Source organism: Rhodococcus daqingensis, assembly GCF_042665615.1.
GTDB classification, from domain to species: domain Bacteria; phylum Actinomycetota; class Actinomycetes; order Mycobacteriales; family Mycobacteriaceae; genus Rhodococcus_G; species Rhodococcus_G daqingensis.
Window position 1 is genome coordinate 15443 of the sequence record NZ_JBHTCS010000014.1, and the last position, 26285, is coordinate 41727.

Annotated in this window: 27 protein-coding genes; 16 read left to right on the forward strand and 11 right to left on the reverse strand. The window is 67.7% G+C overall.

Annotation, left to right across the window (positions count from 1 at the left end; translation table 11 throughout):
- The first annotated feature begins 18 nt into the window (after nucleotides 1-18).
- From ACFQS9_RS12280 to ACFQS9_RS12305, 6 genes are all read left to right on the forward strand, one after another.
- Nucleotides 19-345: a hypothetical protein gene (locus ACFQS9_RS12280; protein ID WP_378404973.1), complete on the forward strand. Its 327-nt coding sequence runs from the start codon at nucleotides 19-21 to the stop codon at nucleotides 343-345.
- Between the two features lie 14 nt (nucleotides 346-359).
- Nucleotides 360-1118: a hypothetical protein gene (locus tag ACFQS9_RS12285; protein ID WP_378404974.1), complete on the forward strand. Its 759-nt coding sequence runs from the start codon at nucleotides 360-362 to the stop codon at nucleotides 1116-1118.
- A 59-nt stretch (nucleotides 1119-1177) separates the two neighbouring features.
- The gene (locus ACFQS9_RS12290; protein WP_378404976.1) at nucleotides 1178-1675 is read left to right on the forward strand and encodes a P27 family phage terminase small subunit; all 498 of its coding nucleotides are present in this window, start codon (nucleotides 1178-1180) and stop codon (nucleotides 1673-1675) included.
- Nucleotides 1676-1806: 131 nt separating this feature from the next.
- Entirely contained in the window at nucleotides 1807-3144 is a 1338-nt protein-coding gene (locus ACFQS9_RS12295) for a terminase large subunit domain-containing protein (protein ID WP_378404978.1), read from the forward strand.
- A gap of 8 nt (nucleotides 3145-3152) precedes the next feature.
- Nucleotides 3153-3527, forward strand: coding sequence for a hypothetical protein (locus ACFQS9_RS12300; protein ID WP_378404979.1), 375 nt, complete (start codon nucleotides 3153-3155; stop codon nucleotides 3525-3527).
- A gap of 329 nt (nucleotides 3528-3856) precedes the next feature.
- Entirely contained in the window at nucleotides 3857-5143 is a 1287-nt protein-coding gene (locus ACFQS9_RS12305) for an AAA family ATPase (RefSeq protein WP_378404981.1), read from the forward strand.
- Here the strand turns inward: ACFQS9_RS12305 and ACFQS9_RS12310 are convergent.
- The gene (locus ACFQS9_RS12310; RefSeq protein WP_378404983.1) at nucleotides 5140-5601 is read right to left on the reverse strand and encodes a hypothetical protein; all 462 of its coding nucleotides are present in this window, start codon (nucleotides 5599-5601) and stop codon (nucleotides 5140-5142) included. The genes ACFQS9_RS12305 and ACFQS9_RS12310 overlap by 4 nt on opposite strands.
- A 145-nt stretch (nucleotides 5602-5746) precedes the next feature.
- Between ACFQS9_RS12310 and ACFQS9_RS12315 the strand changes: the two genes are divergently transcribed.
- The gene (locus ACFQS9_RS12315) at nucleotides 5747-5977 is read left to right on the forward strand and encodes a helix-turn-helix domain-containing protein (RefSeq protein ID WP_378404985.1); all 231 of its coding nucleotides are present in this window, start codon (nucleotides 5747-5749) and stop codon (nucleotides 5975-5977) included.
- 89 nt (nucleotides 5978-6066) lie between these two features.
- Here ACFQS9_RS12315 and ACFQS9_RS12320 read toward each other — a convergent pair whose 3' ends face one another.
- Together ACFQS9_RS12320 and ACFQS9_RS12325 are read right to left on the reverse strand one after the other, a co-directional pair.
- The gene (locus ACFQS9_RS12320) at nucleotides 6067-6318 is read right to left on the reverse strand and encodes a helix-turn-helix domain-containing protein (RefSeq protein ID WP_378404987.1); all 252 of its coding nucleotides are present in this window, start codon (nucleotides 6316-6318) and stop codon (nucleotides 6067-6069) included.
- A 362-nt stretch (nucleotides 6319-6680) separates the two neighbouring features.
- On the reverse strand, nucleotides 6681-7259 hold the full coding sequence (locus tag ACFQS9_RS12325; protein WP_378404989.1) for a hypothetical protein: 579 nt from the start codon (nucleotides 7257-7259) through the stop codon (nucleotides 6681-6683).
- A gap of 658 nt (nucleotides 7260-7917) precedes the next feature.
- Here ACFQS9_RS12325 and ACFQS9_RS12330 point away from each other — a divergent pair.
- Entirely contained in the window at nucleotides 7918-9270 is a 1353-nt protein-coding gene (locus tag ACFQS9_RS12330; protein ID WP_378404990.1) for a potassium channel family protein, read from the forward strand.
- A 209-nt stretch (nucleotides 9271-9479) separates the two neighbouring features.
- Entirely contained in the window at nucleotides 9480-10910 is a 1431-nt protein-coding gene (locus ACFQS9_RS12335; protein ID WP_378404992.1) for an Ig-like domain-containing protein, read from the forward strand.
- 96 nt (nucleotides 10911-11006) lie between these two features.
- Here ACFQS9_RS12335 and ACFQS9_RS12340 read toward each other — a convergent pair whose 3' ends face one another.
- Together ACFQS9_RS12340 and ACFQS9_RS12345 are read right to left on the reverse strand one after the other, a co-directional pair.
- Entirely contained in the window at nucleotides 11007-12788 is a 1782-nt protein-coding gene (locus ACFQS9_RS12340) for an AMP-dependent synthetase/ligase (RefSeq protein ID WP_378404995.1), read from the reverse strand.
- A 33-nt stretch (nucleotides 12789-12821) separates the two neighbouring features.
- A complete protein-coding gene (locus ACFQS9_RS12345) occupies nucleotides 12822-14231 on the reverse strand; it encodes an aldehyde dehydrogenase family protein (RefSeq protein WP_378404997.1) in 1410 nt (469 codons plus the stop codon).
- Between the two features lie 173 nt (nucleotides 14232-14404).
- On the opposite strand from ACFQS9_RS12345, the gene ACFQS9_RS12350 reads away from it, so the two are divergent.
- The 3 genes from ACFQS9_RS12350 (at nucleotide 14405) to ACFQS9_RS12360 (ending at nucleotide 17214) form a co-directional block, all read left to right on the forward strand.
- Nucleotides 14405-14548 (forward strand): hypothetical protein, encoded by a 144-nt coding sequence (locus ACFQS9_RS12350; RefSeq protein WP_378404999.1) that lies wholly within the window; start codon nucleotides 14405-14407, stop codon nucleotides 14546-14548.
- A gap of 280 nt (nucleotides 14549-14828) precedes the next feature.
- On the forward strand, nucleotides 14829-16250 hold the full coding sequence (locus ACFQS9_RS12355; RefSeq protein WP_378405000.1) for an Ig-like domain-containing protein: 1422 nt from the start codon (nucleotides 14829-14831) through the stop codon (nucleotides 16248-16250).
- A gap of 121 nt (nucleotides 16251-16371) precedes the next feature.
- Entirely contained in the window at nucleotides 16372-17214 is an 843-nt protein-coding gene (locus ACFQS9_RS12360) for an SDR family oxidoreductase (RefSeq protein WP_378405002.1), read from the forward strand.
- 13 nt (nucleotides 17215-17227) lie between these two features.
- On the opposite strand, the gene ACFQS9_RS12365 is transcribed toward ACFQS9_RS12360, so the two are convergent.
- A complete protein-coding gene (locus ACFQS9_RS12365; RefSeq protein ID WP_378405004.1) occupies nucleotides 17228-17911 on the reverse strand; it encodes an ABC transporter ATP-binding protein in 684 nt (227 codons plus the stop codon).
- A gap of 51 nt (nucleotides 17912-17962) precedes the next feature.
- Entirely contained in the window at nucleotides 17963-19030 is a 1068-nt protein-coding gene (locus tag ACFQS9_RS12370) for an ABC transporter permease (RefSeq protein ID WP_378405006.1), read from the reverse strand.
- A 128-nt stretch (nucleotides 19031-19158) separates the two neighbouring features.
- On the opposite strand from ACFQS9_RS12370, the gene ACFQS9_RS12375 reads away from it, so the two are divergent.
- Nucleotides 19159-20373, forward strand: a complete 1215-nt coding sequence (locus ACFQS9_RS12375) for a sensor histidine kinase (RefSeq protein WP_378405008.1) — start codon at nucleotides 19159-19161, stop codon at nucleotides 20371-20373.
- Nucleotides 20370-21002, forward strand: coding sequence for a response regulator (locus ACFQS9_RS12380; protein ID WP_378405010.1), 633 nt, complete (start codon nucleotides 20370-20372; stop codon nucleotides 21000-21002). Before ACFQS9_RS12375 ends, ACFQS9_RS12380 begins: the two co-directional genes overlap by 4 nt.
- Before the next feature lie 4 nt (nucleotides 21003-21006).
- Here the strand turns inward: ACFQS9_RS12380 and soxR are convergent, their stop codons facing one another.
- Nucleotides 21007-21471: a redox-sensitive transcriptional activator SoxR gene (soxR, locus tag ACFQS9_RS12385; RefSeq protein ID WP_378405013.1), complete on the reverse strand. Its 465-nt coding sequence runs from the start codon at nucleotides 21469-21471 to the stop codon at nucleotides 21007-21009.
- Between the two features lie 120 nt (nucleotides 21472-21591).
- Here soxR and ACFQS9_RS12390 point away from each other — a divergent pair, with 120 nt between their 5' ends.
- Complete coding sequence (locus tag ACFQS9_RS12390; RefSeq protein WP_378405015.1) at nucleotides 21592-22824, forward strand: arginine deiminase; 1233 nt, start codon at nucleotides 21592-21594, stop codon at nucleotides 22822-22824.
- A gap of 173 nt (nucleotides 22825-22997) precedes the next feature.
- A complete protein-coding gene (locus tag ACFQS9_RS12395) occupies nucleotides 22998-23459 on the forward strand; it encodes a hypothetical protein (RefSeq protein WP_378405017.1) in 462 nt (153 codons plus the stop codon).
- A 71-nt stretch (nucleotides 23460-23530) separates the two neighbouring features.
- On the opposite strand, the gene arsC is transcribed toward ACFQS9_RS12395, so the two are convergent.
- The 3 genes from arsC to ACFQS9_RS12410 all read right to left on the reverse strand — a co-directional run bounded on the left by arsC (nucleotide 23531) and on the right by ACFQS9_RS12410 (nucleotide 26227).
- Nucleotides 23531-23884 carry an arsenate reductase (glutaredoxin) gene (gene arsC, locus ACFQS9_RS12400; protein ID WP_378405019.1) on the reverse strand — a complete coding sequence of 118 codons (354 nt, stop codon included), beginning with the start codon at nucleotides 23882-23884 and terminating at the stop codon, nucleotides 23531-23533.
- Between the two features lie 14 nt (nucleotides 23885-23898).
- Nucleotides 23899-25269 carry a spinster family MFS transporter gene (locus ACFQS9_RS12405; protein ID WP_378405021.1) on the reverse strand — a complete coding sequence of 457 codons (1371 nt, stop codon included), beginning with the start codon at nucleotides 25267-25269 and terminating at the stop codon, nucleotides 23899-23901.
- Between the two features lie 82 nt (nucleotides 25270-25351).
- Nucleotides 25352-26227 carry an SGNH/GDSL hydrolase family protein gene (locus ACFQS9_RS12410; protein WP_378405370.1) on the reverse strand — a complete coding sequence of 292 codons (876 nt, stop codon included), beginning with the start codon at nucleotides 26225-26227 and terminating at the stop codon, nucleotides 25352-25354.
- Nucleotides 26228-26285 lie beyond the last annotated feature (58 nt).

Genomic DNA, 26285 nt, shown 5'->3' on the forward strand with positions numbered 1-26285 from the left:
AACACCCAGGAGAACACCATGACAAGCAACCCCCAGCAAGGCCACCCCGCATTCGGCTGCCACTACGACACCGAGACCGGCAACTTCGTCATGCGGGGCGGCTCGCAGCTCACACCGGCTGGCCTCTACATCGCACCCGACGGCAGCCGACCCTACGGCGCACGGCGCCTCCGCCTCCGGGTCAAGGACGGCTCGATCTCTGCCGCGATCCCGCCGCAGGACGGAGCAAACCCGCAGCCCCTTCCCCCGCTCGTTCCCCAGGGTGATGGATGGCCGGCAGCGCCTGAAGGCTTCGGCTGGCCGAACCTCCAGAACCCCAACTCCATCTACGACCAGCACAACTAAGGGAGACCGCCATCATGAACACCATCAAGGATCTGCAGAAGAAGGCCCGCGAGCTCAAGCAGGATCGCCAGTCCAAGCTCAATGAGATCGTTGCGAAGGCGAACGCGGACGCGATGATGACGCCATCCGAGCGTGCTGAGTACATCGCACACTGGCGTCAGGCCCTCGCCAAGCAGTACGCCCCGAAGTTCGCCGCAATCAAGGAGGAGGTTGCGTCGATCGCCAGCGCGACGCGCCGGGAGGCCGACAGGGCTCGCCCTCAGTTCGACCCGAACAGCCCCACGGATCTCGTCCGTACTGAGCAGGCATGGCGCAACGTCGTTCTCCCGCAGCTCGAAAAGGGACGCAGCCTCAAGGCCGCCCTCCGCAATGCAGGTGCCGACGCGGTCCTCGGTGCCGAGCGCTTTGCTCCCGCCTGGATGCAGGCGAACCTGCCCGGCCCGAACGCCAGCGGTCTGGCCGGCATGCAGGTCGAGGTCCAGAAGGTCCCGGGCCGCAATGGCGGAAAGCTCGTGAGTGCAGACAAGGAAGTGGACACCTCGGGCGTCGCGCGAGCCGTAGCCGGCAGGTTCGCCGAGCTCGCAGATGCTCAGGGCGCCGCAGCCATCGCCTCGGCGATCACGCTCGACTCAGTCCTGCCCGCGTTCGATCGCTACATCGACGACCTCGACAGCGGCACCGGAGGTGGGCTCGACACTGCGATCGGTCTGCATATGGCCATGAGTCAGGGCGCCGACGGCGACGAACCTGACGCTGGTGAGGACGCAGCGTAGCGACTCCCCATAGCGGCCCCAGTCATTCGCCGACTGGGGCCGCCCCGGAAGGACCCACCATGGCCAACGAACCCGACACCACCGATATCGCCTCCCACATCAGCCAAGGCCCCGCCCGCGGCTACTCGTGGGAGCCGTTCAAGCCGGGCCACACCAAATCCCTCAAGCACGGCGCCCGTTCCGAGCGCGTCATCGCCCCTCTGACCGCCGAAATCGCCAACGGCCTCATGCAGAACCACGAGCGGCTCCAGAACCCCCTCTATCGAGAAACGGTCCTCGAGTACTCACGCCTCCTCGCGCAGGTTGAAGTGCTCGAGGCCTACATCGACGAGCACGGAACCATCATCGAGTCCGGCGACAAGGCCGGGAAGGTGCAGCCGGCCGCCGAATACCTGCTCAAGGTCCGCAAGCAGGCAACCAACGTCGCCGACAAGCTCGGCCTCAACCCCCTCGCTAATGCCCGGCTCGGCAAGGACACCGCCGCGGGCCAGCTCGATCTCACCAAGATCTTTGCCGCCATCCAAGCCCAAGCCGGAGAAGGGAACTCACCCCTGTGACGACTACCCCCACCGCCGACGATCTTCGCGCCGCCCTCGCCAGCCCCACAGTCTTCGCTCAACGTCTCGTCGGGCAGCCCCTCTGGGGCCACCAGCAGGCCCTCGCCGAATCGCCCGCCCGCTACCGAGTCGTGTGCGCCGGCAGGCAGGTCGGCAAATCGCGCGGCCTCGCGATCCTCGCCCTCCACCGAGCCTTCACTCAACCGAACGCCCTCATCCTCCTCGTCTCCGCTGGCGAGACCGCATCACTGCGACTGCTTGAAGAGTGCGCCTCGCTGGCCCTGAATTCGCCGCTGCTGGCGGGTGCTGTCCTCGACGACCACAAGACCCAGCTACTGCTCTCCAACGGCTCACGGATCATCTCAGTACCCGCCTCCCAGAGGCAGATCCGCGGCTGGTCCGTCGACCTCCTCATCGTCGACGAAGCTGGGTTCGTCGACAACGAGATCTGGCGCGCCGCAGAGCCCGCCATCATCGCCCGCCCCGGATCCCGCGTCATCCTGTCATCGTCGCCGTGGGGCAACTTCGAGCACTTCTTCCGCCGCCTCTGGAAGCAGGGCATGGACCGTCCAGACGCCGACGTGGCGAGCTTCCACTGGCCATCCTCGGTGTCCCCGCACATCAGCCAGGACGACCTCGACAAGATCCAGGCCCGCGAACCCGCCCACTACTTCAATCGCGAATACCTGGCTGAGTGGACCGACGAGACCGGCGCCTACTTCACCACCGACGAGCTCGACAACGCAGTCGCCGACTACACCCTCGTCGAGCCCGCGCAGGTCAAGGGTCGACAGCTCGTAGTGGGAGGCATCGACTGGGGATTTTCCAACGATGCCAACGCAGTCGTGTTCCTTGCTGCCCAGGGCGATGTCGACCTGAACCGCGACCGGGTCGGCGACGAACAGGCCGTCTTCTACATCCCGTGGCTCGAAGCGCACCACCGCATGCCCTACGCCGCCTTCGTCGACCGGCTGGCCGCGCTCACACAGCACTTTCAGGTGTTCCGGTACATCAGCGAGTCCAACGGCGTCGGGTCGATGCCCACGCAAGTTCTCGCGGACCGAATGTACCGCCAGAGCCACGAACACGGCCTCACCTATGTAGCGAAGGTCGTGACGGATATCCGCCGAAAGGCGAGCGGATTCGGGCGCCTGAAAGTGCTTCTGCAGCAGGGCCGTCTTGTGCTACCGAACCATCCCGCGCTGCTGCGACAGCTGCACTCGCTCGAGTACGAGCAGTCCGGCGCCGGCCAGTTCAAGATCTCAGTACCCGAGGCCGCCGGCCACGACGACCTCGCCATGGCATTGATGCAGGCTGTCTCGCCTGTCTTTGTGATGCAGCGCGCACGGGATTGGGGTGTCACCGGCCGCGGCGATGTCCTGGCCACCCCCGGAGGCACGCGCATCCACCAGCAGCCTCAGGCCCACCCCGACGTCAATCTGTTCGGCTCCTCGCCGAACAAGGTCTAGGAGCCACGATGACAAACCCGAACAAGACCAAGGGGGACCGCGCCGAACGTGCAGTGCGGGACTTCCTACGCACCAACGGCTTTCCGCACTGTGAACGCACCCGCGCCGGATACACCCGCGACGCCGGAGACCTTCACCCCGCCCCAGGGCTCACCGTGCAGGTCAAAGACCGCGCCGCCTATGCCTGGCCCGAGTGGCTGCGACAGCTCGACGAGCAGAAGGACGAGGCCCGAGCAGACCATGCACTGCTGGTCCTCAAGCGCCGCGGGCTGGGCGATCCGGGGGAGTGGCTGGCAGTGATGCCGCTCGCCCGGATGGCTGAGCTGCTCCGTGCCGCTGGCTACGGCCACGCCATCGAACGCGACGCGCAGAGGGCCGAATAATGTTGAAAGACAGTGCTCATCATGGAATCATGGGTGTGTCGAGAACCGCACGGTACGAGACCTGAGACCCGCACGGGACCAGCGTTCACCCCCCACCCCTCGCAGAGCCTCTAAGGAACTCCCGTGCCTCTCAACCCTCGAACGGGTCTACCCGTCAAACCTGCCTCAGTCCGCGAAGGCGCCACCCGCGCCGACTGCACCACCCGGACGATTCACAACTACTTCACCCGGGGGCTTCTCACCCGATACCGCAGAGGCGGGCGGGTCTTCGTCGACCTCAACGAAGTCGATAGCCTCCTGGTCGCCGACATCCGTGACGGTGGTGCCGCATGAGCAACCCCGCACAAGGAGAAAGGCCCCTCGGGACCAACGAGGAGCCTTTCGATGAGGCCAACCGCCGCCAAGCCGCTGACTCTGCAGCGGACTCTATCGCAGAGCAGGGACATTGGACGGGAAGCGCAGACCCCTACAGCGACGTGCCGCACATCGCGGACGTGGTCATGCTCGACCGCCGCGACCTGCATGAAATCCAGGTCAAAGGCGAACTCTCCAAACTCCTCGTGCGAGAGGAGGCTCGGAGCCGCCTGCAGGCGCTCAAGAACGCGTCGACTCTCGCAGCCATCACGCCGCCAGTGTCCCTGACTGACTTCCTTGCCATCCCCGATGAAGACACCAAGTACCGAGTCGACGAGCTCTTCCCTGTCGGAGGCCGCATCATGCTCTCTGCGCAGTTCAAGGCCGGAAAGACAACGCTTGTTGGGAATCTCATCCGGTCGCTCGTTGACGGGGACCCGTTCCTCGGCAAGTTCGCAACGGAACCGGTCGGGCAAGTCACCCTCCTCGACAACGAGCTCGACCAACGAACGCTCAGAGGCTGGCTCCGAGACCAGGGCATTGAGAACGTGCAGGCAGTCAAGGTGCTGTCCATGCGCGGCAGAGTCGGCAGCTTCAACATCCTCGACTCCGATGTCCGAGCACGGTGGGCCGAAGTCTTGGCCGGGACAAACTTCCTCGTTCTCGACGTACTTCGTCCGGTCCTCGACGCGATTGGGCTTGACGAGAACCGCGATGCCGGCCGGTTTCTCGTCGCGTTCGACTCCCTGCTCGCCGAGGCTGGAATCGACGAGGCAGCCGTCATCCACCACATGGGCCACAGCGGCGAGCGGGCACGCGGGGACTCGCGCCTCCAGGACTGGCCAGACGCGCTCTGGCGCCTTGTCCGTCAGAATGACGAGCCCAACTCCGCCCGCTATTTCTCGGCATTCGGTCGCGATGTCGATGTCGCGGAAGGGCAGCTCACCTACGACGTCCGCAACCGAAACCTCACTTATGCCACCGGGAGCCGGAAGGAAGCTGTCGACACCGTCGCCGAAGCTGCCGCCCTTCCTGACATCCTTGAATTTGTTGGCCGGAATCCGTACTCGAGCGGTCGAGACATCATCGCCGCGGTGACCAAGCAAGGGCATCCGCAGAAGGTCGCTCGCGCAGCACTCAAGGGCGCCGCGTCAGGCGGCCATGTTGCGACGTGCCCCGGCCCACGGGGTGCGACGTTGCATACCCTTGTCGAGGCGGGCAACTCGCAGAAACTGGACGGCAACGGTTTCGTTCTGGACTAGCAGTTGTCCTGGACCCAGGAGCCGTTCATGAAGGTCCACGTCGCAGGCTGCATCTTCCCCTTCCCGTCGTACGACTTGATGACGACAGTCGCCACGGTGCCGTTCATGGTGATCAGGTACTGCTCCGGGCCTGAGAAGTCGCGGCCCTTGTAGCCCTCGTCGACCAGGGCTACGTAGTCTTCCCTTGGTGTCGCGAGCTGGCACCGTGGCGAACCGAAATCGTAAACACCTGACCAATCGCGCCTCTGGATGAACACATACTGATCGGCCAGGGTCTGTCGCAGCCCAGCCTCGCTCGCGGGATCGATCGTGGGCGTTCCAGTGGGACCTGGCGTGGAGATAACAGCATCACCAGGACTACCAACAGCCCCCTCCTCGCTTAGTTTCTCCGCGCTCGAGGTGCAGCCGGCCAGCAGCAAGGCCCCCGCGCTGAGGGCCACGATCATCGTCCGCTTCATGGATGAATGCTTATCAGATGAATCGGACGCCCTCGCGGAGTTGCGTCAAGGCCAGAATCTGTCGTTCAGCCAAGTTTTGGAAGCTGGCTGATGATGCCTCTGAGCCGCAGGGTGGGCCTGCTGCCGACTTCTGAGGAGTTCATCTATGCCAGCACGGATCGTCCTTCGCCGCCAACAGCTCACCAAGTACATGACCCTCGCCGGCATGACCCGTCAGAAGGACCTCGCAGAAGCCGTCGGCATCAGCGAGGCGTCCGTCTACCGCACCCTCGAAGGCCGCAACCCTCCCGGCGGAAAGTTCATCGCCGGACTGCTCGCCACCTTCGCGTTCGCCGGAGTCGACTTCAACGACCTCTTCGAGATCGTCACGCACTAGAATGACACTGAATAGGACGCCATCCCCTGCAAGCCGTTAAATGACCGGCCGTCAGAACGCGGGGGCGGGCGTCCTTTTCACGACGTCGGCTAACCGCCAGACGTCGCCGCGGTGCCTGGATCAACCACAACCTCAAATAGATCCTCGAACGACAACATCGGGAACGCAGTCAGGAGCCCGGCGATGAACCTCACGCCCGGGTCGATGAAGCCGTTGAGCGTTCGGGACAACGTGGAGCGCTCCATGCCCATTGCGTCGGCGAGTTTCTGCTGTGTGTCCATGCCGGATAGCTGCCGGTACTTCGCGAGCTGCCCCTGCTTGAGCTTGATCGTCCAGGCCATCAGGCCAAAGCCTCCTCACACTGCTCTTAGTCAGCTGCCAATCGCGGGGCCGACGCTTCCCTCGTCGGCCCCGCGATTTCCACCCTAGCTTCTATCGAACGTGCGTGCGAACCGCCCTAGGCTGAGGGCATGGCCGCGCACATCGAACCCGCGCCCACGCACTGCCCGAACGGCCACCGACTCGGCGCGAAACGCTGCCTCGTCGGATGGGAACAGTGCGGGTGCGACGATGCTCGCCGAGGTGGGCACCGGACCCACTTCTGCCGCGAGTGCGGAGTCACGATCCGCACCCCACCATGCGCAGGCCCGCGACCGCAGAAGGATCGGTGGGCGAAGTGATCGACAGGCAGATTCGCCGGAGCTCAATTGGTCCGAGCGATCGACTTCATCGCTTTAGCGATGGCCTTCAGGGACTCTTTTGGATCAGCAGGTGAAGTGACATATGTGCCATGACGGATAACCTCGGCGTCAAGCACAAACTCGTCCCTGTATCGATCCGGGCGGCGGTACCACCGCCCGTCGGCAGACTCGCACTCGAGAGTGACCGTCACAGGCGGGGGCATCGTACGGTCGGCATCCCAGTAGACGTTGCGTAGTTCAGCACCGGGCACAAGCGTTGCGACAAGGCTCGAGTAACGACGCTCGATGTACCGCAGGCTCGCGTCCTCCGCGTCCACCTGATGGAGAGGCGGGTCGAAGGCCACCCGAACGTTCTTGGCGAGCGACGGACCGAAGTTGCGGACAACGAGGTGCGCGACACCATCTGCATAGCGATCGGGCACCAACTCGGCGGCGACCATTGGCCGGGCACGCGAACGACTGTCGCGCATGCTCCGCTGCAATGCCAACACCGCGACCGTCGCCGCCACCACCGCGCCTAGCGAGGCGACCCTTGCGGTGTTGAACCAGCCCCAAGCGTCTCCGAACCAACCGAGATCCATGCCAGGCAAGTTAGTGCCAAGCACCGACACGTCTCGACGGAGGCGCGACCTGCCCGCAACCCACTGACCGAGTGACAACCCCATCCAGTGAGTGCGTCAGTGCGTTCTTCTATATACGCACTGACGCACTAACGCACTGGATTCAGGACCGCGTTGACGCACTGGCAACGCACTGGCAACGCACTAACGCGCTGAGGGAAAACAGGGGGAAGTAGGGATGCGTCATCGTTTGGTCCAGGCTGCTACGACGATTGGTACAAATGATGCGCACGCGTGAGCGAATCGGAACGTCGGGTCCGCAGTGGGTCCGCAGCACTGCCACTGACTGCCAACTCAGTCAGCTCTTGCCAACGCACGAAAGCCCAGCGTGATCGAGAGACTCAGGCTTCTCGACTCGCTGGGCTGTGCTGGGACTTCATCCCGATTGTCGTTCGCATCGAAGAGGTCAGGGGTTCGATTCCCCTCAGCTCCACCAGTCGAAAGGCGCTTCTCCTTCGGGAGGGGCGCCTTTCGCGTTCCCGGCGGTGTACGCCGGCTCACAGTGCGACGGCGGTAGCTGATCGGTCACCGAGGGGCCGTCCCGGTGTGCGGGCGCCCGAGTTCCGTGGTCCCCTGAAGTTCGCAGGTCCCTCCTCCGCGAGCTGAGAGGACAGTGACGATGACCGAACCTTCCTTTGTCGTCATCGGTGACACGACGGTCGCGAGGCGCGTGTGCTCCTCGCTGGCGCAGCGGGGACACGAGGTGCGCCATATCGACAGGCCGGACGACGAACTACTGCGTGCAACGCTCGAGTCCGCGCCGGTGCTCGGGATCGCGATCCTGCTCCAGGACGATGTCGTCGCACTCCGGTATGCGTTGGCGGCCGCCAACATCCACCCGTCGGCGCCGATGGTGGTCACCATCTTCGACCGGACGATCGGGGACCAGTTGGCTCGCTTCCTGCCGCTGTGCGACGTCACCTCCCCCGCCGACCTGGCGGTCTCCTCGCTCGTGGGTCCCTGCCTGGAGCCGGGACTGCTCGCGGTGACCTGGGAGGGCGCGCAGCCGCGGGGGATCCGCAGCGTCGGCCCGGTTCTCGACGAGGTCCCGATCTCGCTCCCGCGTGGCCGGGGCTGGCGTCGGTGGCCGGCGCAGCTCGCCGGGATCCTGCGCTCGCACGACACCGGCACGCGCATCCTGCTGGCGGGCATGCTGGGGATCGCGGCTGTTCTGGTGGGGGATTGGGCATGGCTGGTGGTCGGCGAGGGCAGCGGTGGGGTCGAGGCGTTCCACGAGGCGGTGCGGGTGGTCACCACCGTCGGCCCGGCGGCCGACACCCACGGGAGCTCGGTGTACGCGATGGTGGCATCGATCGCCATGCTCGCGACCATCGTCTTCACCGCGATGTTCACCGCCGGTGTCGTGGACCGACTGCTCGGCCCGCGACTCACGGCACTGATCGGCCGCCGGGCGTTGCCGCGATCGGGCCATGTGATCGTGGTCGGGCTGGGGCAGGTCGGGCTCCGCCTGTGCCGCGAGCTCCGTTCGCTCGGGGTTCCGGTCGTGGGCGTCGAGCGCGACTCCGATGCCCGCGACCTTCGAATGGTGCGGGAGTTGGGGATTCCGGCGGTGCTCGGGCACGGCGGGGACCGGGCGTTGCTGGTGCGACTCGGCGTCCATCGCGCCGCCGCGCTGGCTGCGGTCGGATCGGACGACCGCGACAACGTGGCGGTATCCCTTGCCGCGCAAGGGGTGACGCCCGGACTGCGGCTGGTGTTGCGGGCCGGTGAGTGGGAGGCCATCGCCGAGACCCGGTCCCTGCTCCCGCTGGGCGTGACCCGCGACGTCACAAGCCTGAGCGCCACCTACGTGCTCGCCCGGTTGCTCGGCCTGGACCCCGTCGGCGTGGTGGCCGGTGAGGCGCACGTTCACCTCCGCCTGGCCGGGGGAGGGTTCGAGGAGATGCCGATCGCATCGCGAGGTGGGTGCCCGCACGTCCGGCCGGCGGTGAACGGCCGCCTGCCCCGCTGAGACACCGGCGCGACGAGGCGATGCCGGACAACTGTCCATGTCATTCACAAAAGAGACATTGCACTCGCGCCGTATGTGATCTACTTCATGTCGCCTCAGCGGGTCGGGACGTCATCGCCGTGCGACGGAGGGGCGCGCTGGTCAATACAAGAGCCTGGACGGCCGGGACGTCTGCCGATGTCCCGGGTCGGCCGCATGGAGGGAAGCGTATGTCTGACAAGAGCATTCGTCGCGTGGTTGGCGGTGCGAGCATGCTGGCCTTGTCGGCCGGCTTCGCCGCCACGGTCGGCGCAGGTGTCGCGGGGGCGGCGCCGGCGAGCGTGACGTGGGACGACGGAAACGAGCGGATCACTCGCACGATCAGTGATGCGAATCCCGCCGAGGGCGACATCATCACCTCGACCACCAAGTTCGATCGCACCGGCGGCGTCGTCGAGTACATCTACGAGGTCAAGGACATCCATCCGACGTGCCTCACCTATGTGGACGGCTCGGCGAAGGTGGACGGCTCGCCGCGTGGCCTGGACAGCCAGGGCGCGGACTTCGCGAAGGTCAAGGGCAGCAGCATCGAGTGGCCGCTGTACCCGCACATCTCACCGAACGAGCGGGTCTTCGAGTTCTCGTACAAGGTCGGGCCGAACTGCGATCGCAACGTCCCGCTGATGACGACGGTGCACTACGGGGGCTCGCTCGGTTCCGGCACCTATCAGAACAAGGGCCCGGCGGTCTCGGTGCGCATCAACACCTCCACCACCGCCCTGGCCGCGCCGTCCGACGTGCAGGTCGGGCAGTCGGTTCCGCTGAAGGCGACCGTGACCGGTGGCGCCGAGGGCAATCCCGTCGAGTTCTTCGACGGCGGGGCGAAGATCGGTGAGGCCCCGCTGAACGCCGCCGGCGAGGCGACGTTCAACTGGACGCCCACCACCCGCGGCGCGCACGGCCTGTCCGCGAAGTTCCTGGCGACCCCGCGGGCCGAGGGCTCGCAGTCGCCGGTCCGGACCGTGCAGGTCGCGCAGGCCGACGCCGTGTCCTCGACCGTGCTCGCGCCGATCTCCGGCGCGGAGGTCGGACGTTCCACCCTGCTGAAGGCGACCGTGTCGCCTGCGGGCGCCGGCGGCAGCGTCGCGTTCAAGGACGGGGCGGCGACGCTGGCCGACGTGCCGGTCGATGCCAACGGCGTGGCCGCCTACACCTGGGTGCCGTCCACCGCGGGCAGCCACGCGATCTCCGCGACCTTCTCCGGGCGCTCCGGCGTCACCGGCTCGACGGCCAACGCGACGGTGAGCGTGGCGGAGGCCCCCGCGGGCAACACCAACTCGACCACGGTGCTGAACCTGGGTGGCGCCCCCAAGGTCGGTGCGGCGCAGACGCTCTCGGCCCAGGTCACCCCGGGTGACGCGGGTGGCACCGTCACCTTCAAGGACGGTGACATCGTCATCGGCACCGCTCCCGTGAACGCGGGCGGTCAGGCCAGCCTCTCGTGGACGCCCGCGAACGAAGGCCAGCGCGTCATCACCGCCGAGTTCTCCGGTGCCGGCACCGTGAACGCGTCCGCCGACCAGGAGTCCGTGGTGGTCGCGGGGAGCGGCGGCGGCACCCCCGGTGGTGCCGGCAGCCTCGGATCGATCTTCGGATCCTGAGTGAGTTCCGCCGGGACGTACCCGGCGGAGCGACCTGAACACACGGGTGTGGCCCCTGACGATCAGTCGTCGGGGGCCCCACCCGTTTCTGTCGGGTCAGCCCGCGTACAGCTCCTCGATCTCGCGGGCGTATTTGGAGTCGATGGGCTTGCGCCGCAGCTTCATCGTCGGGGTGAACTCGTCGCCGCCCGGTTCCCAGATGGCCGACAGCAGGGTGAACTTCTTGACCTGCTCGACGCGGGAGAGCTTTTCGTTGGCCGCGGCGATGGCCCGGTCGACCTCCGCTCTCACGACGGGGTTCGACGCCAGGTCGCCCGGCGATCCGTTGTGGATTCCGTTGCGGGTGGCGAAGGCGGCCGCCGCGTCGGGGTCCAGCGTCAGCAGGGCGACGACGTAGGGGCGGTCGTTGCCGATCACCACCGCGCCGCCGATCAGCGGGCTGGCCGCGCGGATGGCGCCCTCGATGTTCGACGGCGACATGTTCTTGCCCGCGGCGTTGACGATCAGTTCTTTCTTCCGGTCCACGATGCGGACGTAGCCGTCCTCGTCGATGGTCGCGATGTCGCCGGTGTGTAGCCAGCCGTCGGCGCCGATGGTCTCGGCCGTCTTCTCCGGGTCGCCCCGATAGCCCTTCATCACGAGTGGCCCGGCAACGAGCAGCTCGCCGTCCTCGGCGAGCTTCAAGGTCGCTCCCGTGACGACCTGGCCGACCGTGCCGATTCGGATCGCATCGGGCCTGTTGATGGTGGCCAGGCACGACAACTCCGACATGCCCCAGCCCTCGCAGCATGGGATGCCGAGTCCGAGCACGAACTCGAGGACCTCCGGCGAAATGGCCGCCGCCCCGGACACGGCGGCGCGCACCTCGTCCAGCCCGAGCTTTTTGCGGATGGCGCCGAGCACCAACCGGTCGGCGAGCGCGTGCTGTGCCTGCAGCGCGCGCGGCACCGGGGTGCCGTCGGATTGCAGTCGGGCCCTGCGGCGGCCGACCCCGATCGCCCAATTGGCGAGCCGCTTCTTGACCGGGCTCGGCTCCTCCGCGAGTGCCAACTCGATCGCCGCCTTGAGCTTGTACCAGACCTGGGGCACGGCGGCGAAGATCGTCGGACGCACCTCGGGCAGCACGACGATCGCCTGCTTCATGTCCGCGAGCGTGGTGATCTGTATGCCGGTGCCCATGCCGTGATAATGAGCGCCCCATCTGTTGGCGATATGAGCGTCCGGCAGGTAGGAGACGATCCGGTCGTCGGGGCCGCAGGGCAGGATACGGCGAATCGCCTCGGTCTCGGCGAGGATGTTCTCGTGGGTGAGCTCCACGCCCTTCGGCGGCCCGGTGGTGCCGGAGGTGTAGATGATGGTGAGCACGTCGCCGGGCTCGACTGACTGCCAGGACGACTCGAAGTCGAAGTCCGGATCGCCACTCGATTCGAGGTCCTGCAGGCTCATCGTGCCCTCGGGGGCGGCGTCGACGCAGACCACGTGCTCGACCGCGGTGCCGGCGCGGGCCTTCTCGATCACCGGCAGGAACTGCTCCTCACAGACCATGACCTTGTTGCCGGCATTGCCCAGCACATAATTCAGCTGCTCGACGGCAAGCGAGTTGTACACCGAGAACGGGGTCGCGCCCGCGTGCAGCGCGCCGGTGTCGACCAGGTGGAACTCGGGCCGGTTCGTCAACATGATGCCGACGGTGTCGCCGCGGCGGACCCCGAGCTTCGCCAGTCCCGCGGCGATCCGGCTCACCCGCTCGGCGTAGAGGCGCCAGGTGATCACGATGCCGTCGCCGGGCGTCCGGAGCGCGACGGAATCCGGGTAGCGCGCGGCCGTGGCCTGAAAGGCCTCGCACAGGGTCCGCGGTGACGCGATGCTCGTGTTCATCGGTGAACTCCTTGAGGTGAGACGAATGAGGTACTAGAGCAACCTGCGCATGACCTTGATTGCCCGGTCCGTGTAGGGCGGGTAGAAGTAGCGAGGATCCGGTTTGAAAGGCTTGACCAGCACGGACTTTCGGTGACTGAGCGCCTCGAACCCCCACCGGCCTTTGTAGGAGCCCATCCCGCTGGCGCCGACCCCACCGAACGGGAGCTGAGGCGGCGCGTACTGAAACATCAGATGGTTGACCACCGCGCCGCCGGAGCTCACCTCGGACAGCATTCGGCGACTGTCGGAGCGCGACCCCGTGAAGATGTACGCGGCAAGGGGTTTGGGTCGGGAGTTGACGAAGGCGATGGCCTCGTTCAGTGAATCGACGGCCAGCACCGGCAGGATGGGCCCGAAGATCTCCTCGGTCATCACCGGTTCGTCGTGGCTCGGTTCCACCAGCACGGTGGGTTCGATCGTCAGTGCTGTCCGATCGGAGCTTCCGCCGAGCGCAACGGTGGCTCCGGTGGTCGCGAGATACCCGGCCAGCCGGTCGAACTGGCGCTCGTTGACTATTCGCACGCCCCGCGACGGCTCCTGCGCCCGGAGTTCGGTGACGGTTGTGGCGATCCGCTCGACCAGCTCGTCCCGGACGGCGCGCTCGACCAGCACATAGTCCGGTGCCATGCAGATCTGGCCGGAATTGAGCAGCTTCGTCCAGGCGATGCGTCGAGCGGTGACGGTGAGATCCGCGTCCCTCGTGACGATTGCCGGGCTCTTGCCGCCGAGTTCGAGTGTCACCGGGGTCAGGTGCGCGGCGGCCCCGGCCATCACCTTCTTGCCGATTTCGGTGCCGCCGGTGAAGAACGCGTGATCGAACCCTTGGGCGAGGAGTTCCTGCGTCGTGCGCCCGTCGCCCTCGATCACCGCTACCGCCTCGTCGTCGAGGTACTGGGGGATCAGTCGGGCCAGCAGGTGCGAGGTCGCCGGGGCGAGCTCGGATGGTTTGACCACCGCGCAGTTCCCCGCAGCCAGCGCCGCGATCAGCGGATTCAGGGCGAGGACGACCGGGCCGTTCCACGGTGCGATGACGAGCACCACGCCGAGTGGCTCGTACTGCACCCACCCCAGCGCGGGCAGTTGGTTGAGCGGCAGCGGCTGTGGTCGGCGGCGCATCCACCTTCGTACCCGCTTGCGCGCATAGGCCGCCTCGACCTTTGGGTTGTTGATGTCGATCAGCCATGCTTCGACGGCGCTGCGCCCGAGGTCCTCGGCGAGGGCCTGGGCGATCTCGCCCTCGCGCTCGTCGAGCAACCGCTCGATTCCGCGCAGTTGCTCGATGCGCCACGTCGCGGGTCTGGTGCGGCCGGTGGCGTACGTCGCGCGGAGCGCCGCGACGACCTCGGGAATGGTGCTCTCTGATGCGTTGATGCCTGGTTCGGCGTTCAGAGCGCTCTTCACGGCTTCCTCACCTCGATGTGAGTTGACCGCGGCACTGCGTGCCGCGGTTGATGCGGCGTGACCGCCATCAACAGTGGTCGCGTTGCGAGTCGCCGTCAAGACCCCGCGGTTCGCTCTCCAACCCGCTGGCCCAGGGCGGCCGACCCGGGCACACTGGTGACATGGATCACAGGATGACCGACAACGAATTGCGCAAGGCGATCGGGACGTTGCGGGATCGCGCGGACGAGGCTCGCCGTCACGGTAATCCGGAGGACGCCGAGGCCATCGAGAAGACGATCCGGGACTATCAGGACGAGATGTCGACCAGGTTGTGACGCCTGTGACGAATGGTGCGCGCCTGCTGTAGCAGCGGCGATGTGTCCTGAACGAGCGCCGGTACGCGGCGGCGCGGAGCCGTGCGTGAGCGACCGGCGGTAACTTGCACAACCGTCCCTTTTCTTCTGCGAAAACGACATTGCGAGCGGGGGAGGCGTGGTCTACTTCTGCTCGATTCTGTGCACGCCGACGGCTCCGCTGCGGGTGGGTCGGATTCCGTGACGACACAACAGGGCCACCCCAACAGGTGTGGGCGCCCTCGTCTTTGGGAGGAAATGCATGTCGGGGAGGTCTGTGCGCCGCACCATCGCGATGGCGGGTGCGTTCGCGGTCACCGCGGGGTTCGCGGTGACGATGGGGACAGGTGGCGCCGGCGCGGCGCCCGCGACGATCACTTGGGCGGACGGGGGTAAGAACTTCACCCGCACGGTGAGCAACGCCGCCCCGCTCGAGGGCGAGGTGGTCACCATGTCCACGACGGTCGCCGGTGCCGACACGATCAACTGGTTCGAGGATCAGCGCAACACCTGCCTGACCTATAAGAAGGACTCGGCGAAGGTGGCCGGGATCCCGGTCGCGCTGCAGAGCTCAGGTGCGGGCGTGCTGCGGGTTGCGGGCAACTGGGACGCCAACACCTCGCCGGTCTTCGAGTTCCAGTACGTGGTCGGGGCCAACTGCCCCCGTGAGGTGGCGCTGAACACGGGGCTCAAGTACGGCGCCGTGGCGTCCTCGGGTGAGAACCTCAACTTGGGCCCGGCGTACGTGGTGCCCAAGAACGTCAGCACCACGGTGCTCAACCCGGTCGGTCCGCTCAAGGCAGGCATCGAGTCGACGCTGACGGCGAAGACGCTCGGCGGCCGCGCGGGTGACCTGGTGAAGTTCTTCTCGGGCACGAACGAAATCGGCACGGCGGCCCTCGACGCCACCGGCGCCGCGCCCTTCAAGTGGAAGCCTGCCGCGAACCAGGCCGGCCCGCACGACCTGACCGCGAAGTTCCTGGCGACGCCGTTCGCGATCGAGTCGGTCTCGGCGGTGCAGTCCGTGACCGTGGATCCGGGCGACCAGACCACGCAGACCACGCTGATCATGCCGGCGAGTGCGGTGATCAACGTGGACGTGGTCATCGAGGCGCAGGTCTCGCCGTTCCCGGGTGCCGGCACGGTGACCTTCAAGAACGGCATGACCGAGCTGGGGACCGCCCCGGTCGGCCCCGACGGCAAGGCCAGCGTGACGCAGAACTTCTCGGTGCCCGGCAACAAGTCGATCACCGCGATCTTCTCCGGCGCCCCCGGAGTCGGCGGAGCACCCGGGTTCGCCGGTTCCACCTCGGCGGCGAAGACACTGAGCATCACGGATCCGGGCGCGACGGATGTCGCGACCACGATCACCCTGAATCTGCCTGCGCTCGCACAGAAGGGCCAGTACGTGTTCCTGAGGGCGAACGTCGCGCCGAAGGCGGTCGGCGGCACCCTCCAGTTCTTCAGCGGTCCGGAGCCTCTGGGCAACCCGGTGCCTGTCAAGGACGGATTGGCCAGCCAGAGCTACATGTTCACCGTCAGCGGCGTCCGCGACGTCCGCGCGGTGTACTCGGGTGCGCCCGGCTACCTCCCCTCGGAGGCATCGGGGACGGTCACCGTCCAGGATGAGCCGGTACCCGGTGAACCCGGCGCGGGCAGCTCGATGCCGACGTTCGGTTCCTGAAAGCTGATCGATCCTGACAGCTGACCTACCCACGGCGCCCCGTCCCGGACATCTCCGGGCGGGGCGTCGTGGTCGTTTAGACTCCGCGTGATCGACCGAGACGACGTGAGGGGCGGACATCGTGAGGGACCTGCGGGGTAAGAAGTGCCTGATCACCGGGGCCGGAAGCGGGATCGGGCGGGCCACGGCCCTGGCCTCCGCGGCGGAGGGCGCCGAGCTGTTCCTCACCGACATCAACGAGGTCGGCCTGGCGGAGACCGTCTCGATGATCGCCGACACGGGCGCCGAGGTGACCGTGTCGAGGGCGCTGGACGTATCCGACTACGACGCCGTCACCGCGTGGGCGACGGAGATCCATGACACCCACGGCAGTCTGGACGTCGTCATGAACGTCGCGGGCATCTCCGCCTGGGGCACCGTGGAGAATCTCGAACACCGCCATTGGAAGTCCATGGTGGACGTCAATCTCATGGGGCCGATCCACATCATCGAGAACTTCGTGCCGCCGATGGTGCGCGCGGGCCGCGGTGGTCACCTGGTCAACGTCTCCTCCGCGGCGGGTCTGCTCGCGTTGCCCTGGCATGCCGCCTACAGCGCCAGCAAGTTCGGCCTCCGCGGGGTGTCCGAGGTCCTGCGCTTCGACCTCAAGCGGCACGGCATCGGCGTCAGCCTCGTCGTGCCGGGTGGGGTGAAGACCCCGCTGGTCGGCACGGTGCAGATCGCCGGGGTGGACCGCGACGATCCGCGGATTCGAAAGCTGGTGCACCGCTTCGAGAAGCGCGCGGTCTCACCGGAGAAGGTCGCGGAGTGCATCGTCCGCGGCATCAAGAAGAACCGCTATCTGGTCTACACCTCGAACGACATCCGGTTCGGGTACTGGTGGGCCCGCAAGTTCGCGCCGCCGTACGAGTTCGTGATGCAGAAGGCCAATGACCAGTTCAGCAAGCTCCTGCCGCCGGTCTGAATCCGGCAGCCTGCTAGGCGGGCACGGTTGCCTTCGACAGGGCCCCGCTGTGCATTTCGTAGACGTTGTCGACGAGATCGAGTTGGCCGAGGTCGTGGGTGACCATCACGATCGCCACGTCGCGTTCGTGGCTGAGAGTTGCCAGCAGCCCGACGATCTCGCGGCTGCGGTCCTCGTCCAGCGCCGAGGTCGGCTCGTCGACGAGCAGCACCGACGGGTCGTTCATCAGGCTGCGCGCGATCGCGACCCGCTGCCGTTGTCCACCGGAGAGCTGGTGCGGTCGCCGGTCCAGCTGCTTCTCGAGCCCCAACGTGGACAGCAGGTCCCTGGCCCTGGCGCGCTGGCCGCGAACGCTGCCGCCGCCCAGGTGGGTGATCATCAGCAGCTGCTCCGTTGCGGTCAGCGAGGCCATCAGGTTCGCCTGCTGGAAGACGAATCCGAGCTGCTGGCGGCGCACGGTGGTGCGGGCCGTCCTGTCCAGGCCGGTGACGTCGGTGCCGTCGATGGTGACCGTGCCCGAGTCGGGGGTGATCAGCAGGCCGGCGACGGCGAGCAGGCTGGACTTGCCCGAGCCGGACGGCCCGGTGATCGCGGCGAGTTCGCCGCGCTCGACCGTGAGGGACACATCGTCGAGGGCGCGGAGCCGGGTGTCGCCGTCGGGATAGGTGAGGACCGTGTTCTGCAGGCTGATGCTCATGGATACTCCTGGAGGCGTGGGGTTTACGTGTGGCGGCGGTGCCGTCGGCGGTTACCTGGCCGCGCCGAGCGCGGTCAGCGGGTCGACCTTGACGATGCGGGTCAGCGCCGCCGCGGCGCCGAGCATGCCCAGCGCGATCAGCGCGAAGAACGGGACGAGGGTGCCGGTCACCGTGAGGGTGAACGGGACCACGGTCGCGGCCACCGAGCCGAGCCCGATCGCGGCGAGGGTGCCGAGGCCCGCGCCGAGGGTGAGCACGATCAGCCCCTGGCCGAGTGCGTCGACGAGCAGGTAGCGGGTGGAGGCGCCGATGGCCTTGAGAACGGCCAGATCCTGACCGCGCTGGATGGTCCAGATGGTGAAGAAGGCGCCGACGACCAACGCGCTGATCGCCAGCAGCATGCCCTGCATCAGCAACAGCGAGCCGCGCTCGGAGGAATATGCGCCGATCGCGTTGAGTGCGCCCTTCTCGTCGGTGATCGCGGTGCCGGTGGCGGATTCGGCGGCCGCCGCGTCGAAGTCCGGGGAGGTGCGCAGCGCGATCGTCGTGCCCTCGCTGTCGCCCGCGGTCGGCAGCCGGCGCCAGTCCGACAGGTCGAGCCACACCACCGACTGGTGGCTGTAGTACGAGTCGTCGACGAGCGTGCCGATCGTGAGCGGGTGCCCGGCGATGTCGACGGTGGTGCCGACGGCCCAGCCGTTGTCGTCCGCGAGTTCCCGGTCGACCGCGATCTCGCCCGCGTGCAGCGGGGCGGGCGCGGCGAAGGAGTCGCTCGCGACGCCGAAGCCGCTGGCGCTGACATCGCGACCGTCGACGGTGATCCGGATGGGCGCGATGCCGAGGATCGAGGCCTCGTCCACACCGGGGGTCGATGCGAGCTGGGCCCGCTGGGCCTCGGTGACCTGGGAGTCGGTGAACGCGACCTTCTGACCCTCGGCGGGCGCGCCGAACGCGAACCGGTCCGCGCCCACGTTCTGGATCGCCGCGATCGACTGATTCCCGAGTCCCGCGGTGAGGCCGGAGAGCATCACGACCATCAGCGAGATGAGGAACAGGACCGCGCTCATGAGAGCGAACCGGCCCTTGGCGAATCGGAGGTCACGGATACTGAGGAACATGGCTTCCAGCCTCGCGACCCCGAGGTCTGTCCCGCATCGCGCAACGGATGGGCGTCCGGATCAATCGAAAGTGGGAGATCTGGGATCGCGGCCGGTCAGGGCCTCGAGGTGGTGTTAGCGTGGATGAAATGCTGTTGCCGGAATACCGCCATGACCGTGGCCCGACACCGGTGCTGCGCATCATGCAGTTCGGTGCGCATGGGCTCTTCGTCCTCCTGCTCGCCGTCGGGACCGCCAGAGCGGCCGTCGATGAGCCGAATCCGCTGCCCGCATTCGTGCTCGCCGCGGCGGTGCTGGTCTGGTATCTGCTCGGGGTGTGGTTTGCCCGCCGCGCAGCAGAGGCCACCGGCCGCGACTGGTACGGCCCGCTGTGGCTGGGGGTCCTGGTGCTCGGCTGGCTCGGTCTGTCCGTGCTCGCCGCCGGTTTCGTGTGGGTGGCGTTCCCGCTGTTCTTCCTGTGCTTCCATCTGCTCTCGACCAGGGTTGCGCTGGCGGCGACGGTCGCGATCACGGCCGTCGTCATCGCGGCCACGCTCTGGCACGGCAGCAGCAACACCGTCGCGTCCTTCCTCGGTCCGATCTTCGGTGCGACCGCCGCCGCGGGGATGGCGCTGATCTACCAGCAGTTGCTGCGTGACACCCAGCAACGTCAGCGCCTGCTGGACGAGCTGACCCGATCGCACGACGAATTGCTCAGTGCGCAGGATGAACTGGCGGCGTTGCAGCGCGAGGCCGGTGCTGTGGCCGAGCGCGCGAGGCTGGCTCGGGACATTCACGACACTCTTGCGCAGGGATTTTCGTCCATCGTGCTGCTGGCGCGTGCGGGTCAGCGCAGCGGCGACCCCAAGGCGATCCTCGCGCAGATCGCGGAGAGCGCCCAGGACAACCTGGGTGAGGCGCGCCGGGTGGTCGGGGCGCTGGCGCCGTCGGCACTGGAGGACGCCTCACTCGAGTCGGCGCTCGGCCGCCAGTTGGAGCAGTTGCGCCGGCACGCGGGCATCGTCGGCGTGCTGCGCGTCGAGGGGGATCCGCTGCCGCTGCCGATGGACTTCGATGTGGCGTTGTTGCGGGTGGCGCAGAGTGCGCTGGCGAACGTCCGGCTGCATTCACGGGCCGAACAGGTCCGGGTGACACTGAGTTACGACCAGGACGAGGTGCGCCTCGACGTGGTCGACGACGGGGTCGGGTTCGACCCGGATTCGGTGGTCGACCCGGCTTCCTTCGGGCTGCGGGCGATGCGCGATCGACTCGGCACGCTGGGGGGTTCGCTGGTCGTCGAATCGGCGCCCGGCGATGGAACCGCTCTCGCGGCAACGCTTCCCGTCACCGGGGCACAGTCGTGACCGGCCCGCGGTTGCGGCTGTTGCTGGTCGACGATCACCCGGTGGTCCGGGCGGGTTTGCGTGCGCTGCTGTCCTCACACGAGGGCGTGGACGTGGTGGCGGAGGCGGCCTCGGGCGAGCAGGCGCTCGAGTTGGTCGAGACCACCCGACCGGACGTGGTGCTGATGGACCTGAGGCTCGGTGCGGGCATGGACGGCGCGCAGTCCACCGAGGCGATCATGGCGCGACCCGATCCGCCGCGGGTGGTGGTGCTCACCACCTACGACACCGATGCCGACATCCTGCGCGCGGTCGAGGCGGGTGCGGCCGGATACCTGCTCAAGGACAGCGATCCGCAGGTGTTGCTGGACGCCGTGTGGGCCGCGTCCAGGGGCGAGACGGTGCTCAATCCGGATGTGGCGCAACGGTTGTACCGCCGCATCCGGGAGCCCCGGGTGGACCTGAGTGCTCGCGAGACGGAGATCGTCCGGCTGGTCGCGGACGGGTTGTCGAACCGGGCGATCGCCAAGCAGTTGTTCGTCACCGAGGCGACCGTGAAGTCGCATCTGGTGCACGTGTTCGCCAAGCTCGGCGTCGACAGCAGGACGGCCGCGGTGGCGGGCGCGCGCGAGCGCGGGCTGTTGCGCTGAGTGCTCAGCAGCGGAGGCGGACGTCGAGTACGCGGGCGCCGGGTCCGGCTGTGGCGAGGCGGTCGTGCGGGTTGGCCAGCGCGCAGCTGTTCATGGACAGACATCCGCAGCCGATGCAGCCGGTGAGGTTGTCCCGGAGCCGGGTGAGCTGCTCGATGCGCCGGTCCAGGTCGGCGTGCCAACTCGTCGAGAGCCGCTCCCAGTCGGCACGGGTCGGGGTCCGTCCCTCGGGCAGGGTGTCGAGCGCCTGCCGGATCTCCGCGAGCGGGATGCCGACCTGCTGAGAGATCCGGACGAAGGCCACCCGGCGCAGCGTGTCGCGCGTGTAGCGGCGCTGGTTCCCGCTGGTCCGACGGCTCTCGATGAGGCCCTCGCGCTCGTAGAAGTGCAACGCGGACACGGCTACCCCGCTGCGCTCGGACAGCTGCCCGGGCGTGAGTTCCTTGGCCTTCCAGTCCGGCATCTCCACCTTTGCCTCCTGTCGTAGACCTCGACAATAGTTGGGGGAGTCCGGGCGGTGACCGGGCTCCTCGTGTGGCCGGGATCGGAAGCCCTCGCGGCGCGGCCGGTCGCGAACTACCGTCTAGCCATGGAGCGCAGCGCCGTGGGGAACGAGGGACCGTCCGTGCTGGGGGCCAACTCGGAGGTGGGCACCCTGCGCACCGTGCTGCTGCACCGCCCCGGCGACGAACTCAAGCGGCTGACCCCGCGCAACAACGACCAGCTGTTGTTCGACGGGTTGCCCTGGGTGGACCGGGCACAGGAGGAACACGATGCGTTCGCCGCGCTGCTGCGCTCGCACGGGGTGGAGGTGCTGCTGCTGTCCGAGGTGTTGACCGAGACTCTGACGGTGAGCGGGGCGGCCCGCATGCAAGGCATCTCGGCGGCGGTCGACCCACGCCGCCTCGGACACCCGCTGGCACAGGAGCTCGCCGCGCATCTGCGCACCGTGGAGCCCGCGATGCTGGCCACCGTCTTGACCGCGGGCATGACCTTCGACGAACTCCCGCTCGGGCCCAGCGGCGCATCGCTGGTCCGGCGAATGCACCACGGCGCCGACTTCGTGATCGAGCCGCTGCCGAACCTGCTGTTCACGCGGGACTCGTCGTTCTGGATCGGGGACCGGGTCGCGATCACCTCGCTGGCACTGCCCGCCCGGGTGCGTGAGGCCTCGCTGACCGACCTGATCTATGCGCATCACCCGCGCTTCCGCGGGGTCCGCCGGGCCTATGAGTCGCACACCGCGCCGGTCGAGGGTGGCGACGTGTTGTTGCTCGCGCCGGGCGTGGTGGCGGTCGGGGTGGGTGAGCGGACCACCCCGGCCGGGGCGGAGGCCTTGGCTCGCAGCGTCTTCGAGGACGGCCTGGCCCACTCGGTGCTGGTGGTCCCGATCGCCCAGTCGCGAGCGTCGATGCACCTGGACACGGTGTGCACGATGGTGGATGTCGATGCGGTGGTCATGTACCCCGCGATACAGGACAGCCTGTCCGCGTTCACCATTCACCGCGAGGACGACGGTGTCAGCATTCGAGGTGCCGAGCCGTTCCTGAAGGCCGCGGCCGACGCGATGGGTATCGGCAAGCTCCGGGTGATCGACACCGGACTCGACCACGTCACCGCCGAGCGTGAGCAATGGGACGACGGCAACAACACCCTCGCCCTGCAGCCGGGGGTGGTCGTCGCCTACGAGCGGAACGTGGTGACCAACTCGCGACTGGAGGCGTCGGGCATCGAGGTGCTGCGTATCTCCGGATCCGAGCTCGGCTCCGGCCGGGGTGGACCGCGGTGCATGTCCTGCCCGGTGTCGCGCGATCTGCTCTGACCGTCAAAGGTTTGGTGCGGCAGGCGAAACCGTTGCCGCCGACCCGGTGATGTGACTCGCGTCACCTATGTGTGATTCGGCATGTGATCACCCCGATGGTGGCTACCTTCCCAGTTGGACAATTGTCCAACTGACTTAGTGAGCGGAAGGAAGTTATGCGCAAGCTGGTTTCGATGTCCATCGCATCCGTGGCGGTCGCCGGAGGCGTTCTCGCGGGCGCGGGCGTCGCCTTTGCGGGCACCCCGGTGATCACCCACGACGGAGGGTTCCAGGTGGGTACCGCTGGGCTCGCGCCCGGCACGTACGAGTCGACGGGCCCGACCACCCTCGGTGCGCCCTGCACGTGGACGCGGCTCGCGCTCACGAACGGGCAGCCTGCGGTGGTCGAGTACATGCAGACCAACGGCCCGGCGGAGGTCACGCTGCAGGCCACCGACAGCACCTTCGTCACCTACAACTGTGGTGTCTGGACGCCGGAGGCGGCCGCGGTGCCCGAGACCCCGGTCGTGACGGAGCCGGAGCCGCAGCCGGTGGTGGAAGAGGAAGAGGCCGCGTCGGGCTCGGTGGATCTCGGCTCGGTGGACCTGGGCTCGGTGGATCTGGGCTCGGTCGATCTCGGTTCGGCGGGATCCTAGGGATCCCCAGGGCGAATGCGAGACGGCCCCGTCGGCGCGAGCCGGCGGGGCCGTGTTCGGATCGGTCTTGACTACAGGATCGTGGCGACCCGCTCGGCGGGCCGGGCGAGCACGGTGCCCTTGGCCGTCACCACGATGGGCCGCTCGATCAGGATCGGGTTCTCCACCATCGCCTCGAGCAGTTCGTCCTCGTTCGCCTCGGCCAGGCCGAGTTCCTTGTAGAGCGCTTCCTTCTTGCGGATCGCCTCGCTCGGCTTGAGTCCGGCGTCGTCGAGGAGTTTCCGCAGTCCGTCGCGCGAGGGCGGCGTCTCCAGGTACTTGACGATGGTCGGCTCGATGCCGGCCTCCTCGATCAGCTTCAGAACGGTGCGCGAGGTGCTGCAGCGCTGGTTGTGGTAGATAGTCGCGTCGGCCATGACGGTCATTCTCCCGGAACCGCTCAGCGGGTTTCCAGTGACCGGCGCATCCGGGTGGAGTCGGCGGCGATGGTTCGGGTGGCCAGGTAGATGAACACGGCCGTGAGGACCAGCATCAGCGGGACGAGGTACATCGCCGAGTTCAGCCCGTCGCCTGCGAACTGCTTCAGCGTGCCGGTGCCGGCCTCGTCGAGGGCCCGCTGAGCGAACCAGTCGGAGATGGCGCCGACCACGACCGGGCCCGAGAACCCGCCGAGCAGGTACATCGCCGCGAAGAACAGCGCGGTCGCGGTGGCGCGCAGTCGTGGGACCACGACGTCGTGGATCGCCGGGTAGACACTGATGTAGAAGCCGTAGGCGAGCAGCCAGCCGGCGGCGAAGAGGGCGGTGAAGGCCACGACGCTCCCGCCGTTCTGCATCAGCGCGAGGGCGGTCAGCGGCGCGGCGACCGCGCAGCTGACGACGCCGATGGTGAGCCGCGCGTTCGGCGACCTGGTCGACGCGCGGTCCGCCAGCCGCGCTCCCGCCAGCAGGCCGATCAGTCCGGTCAACCCGACGATGATCCCGGTGACCGCGGCGGCAGGCGTCAGCTTCAGCTCGTACTGGCGCATCAGCAGCGGCACCACGAACGAGTTCACCGCGTACGCGGCGAAGTTGAAGGTCAGCCCCGCGAGGATCAGCCAGCGCAGCGTCGGGATCGACAGCAGCCGACGGATCGGCCGGGTGATCGGGGCGTTCTCGACGGTGCTGTCGGCGCCGCTCGCGGCGGTGTGCTCCGAGCCGCCGCGTTCGGGGTCGCGCATGCGGAACATGACCAGGGCGAGCAGCACGCCGGGCACGGCCGCCACGAAGAACGGCGCCCGCCACGATCCGAAGGCCTCCGTGATCTTGCCGACGGTGAAGTACGCCAGCATGAGTCCGACCGGGAGCCCGAGCATGAAGATGCCGAGGGCTCGTGAGCGTCGCTCCGCCGGATACATGTCGCCGATCATCGAATTCGCGGCCGGGGTGAAGCTGGCCTCGCCGACACCGACACCGAGCCGGGCCAGGATGAAGAGCATGTAGTTGCCCGCGGCACCGGTCGCCGCGGTCAGTCCGCTCCACAACAGCAGCCCGGCGCCGATGATCTTGGGCCGGTCGCCGCGGTCCGCGAGTCGGCCGAGCGGCAGTCCCGCCACCGCGTACACCAACGTGAACGCCGACATGATGAGGCCGAGTTGCAGGTCGCTGAGCGAGAACTCGGCCTTGATGGGTTCGGCGACCACCGACGGGATCGCGCGGTCGAAGAAGTTGACCAGATTCGCCAGGAACAGGGCGATCAGCGCCCCGCTGACGACCTTGGTCGTGGCTGTCGGCAGCGCCGATGGCGCAGCGGTGGGTTCGTGCACGGACATGGGGCCTCGCTAGGTCGGTGAGGGGAGGACGGAAAGTGCACTGCCGCAGGCGGTGCGGTGCGGTGTGTGTGAGGTGATGTGCTCAGCGCAACTCGTCGGCGACGTGTGCGCCGATCGCCTGCATGCCGAGCACTGTCGGGTGCAGTGGCACCGCGGGCTCCGCCGGGACCAGGCCCGCATAGTGGGCCTGCGCGGGGCGTGCGCAGATGTCGTGACCGGAGGTGGCCTGCCTGATGTCGATGAACCGGATGCCGCGCCGGGCCGCCTCGGCCGCCATGGCCTCGTTCGCGTCGGCCATCACGCTCTGCAGGTAGTCGGCGTCCTGCGGCCAGATCGGCTGCTGCGCAGGGCATCCGCCCGGCCGGAGATAGGTTCCGTACCCGACCACCGCGATCTCCGCGTGGGGGGCGCGCTCGCGGACCTTGTCGAGCATCGCCCCCCAGGCCGGGGCCCAGTCGCGGATCATGTCCCGCTGGTGGTTGCGTCCACCCGCGGTGAACTTGTCGCGGCAGGACGTGCCGGTCGGCTGGGGCAGCGGGTTGGTGCAGCTGAGGGCGGTCGTGAAGAGGTTGAAGTCATTCGCTCCGATGGTGACCGTGACGAGGTCGGTGTCGGGGCTCAACGCATCGAGCTGCGGGGGCACGGCTCCGGAGAACGTGCCCTGGCGCGTGTCGGTGATGTGTGCCGTCCTGGCGGACGAGCAGGTGACGTCGGTGAGGGTGGCGCCGAGGGCCGCGGCGACCACCGCGGGGTAGTTGTCCCGCGACCGCAGGCATCCCGGCGCGCTCATGTCCTGGTCGGGGAGCAGCGGCCCCGCGGCGGCGGAGTCGCCGAGCGCGACGTAGTCGATCGCGCCGGGTTGCAGCGGCGCGGCGCCGGCATTGCCCGCGGCTGCCGCCGCCAGCAGACACAGGGTGGCGGCGGCCGTGGCTCCCGACCGGGTGGCGCGGCGGATCATGTTGGTCACCGAGACTCCTTCTCTCATATCCCGCCCCCGTGCGATGCGCCCTTTGTGC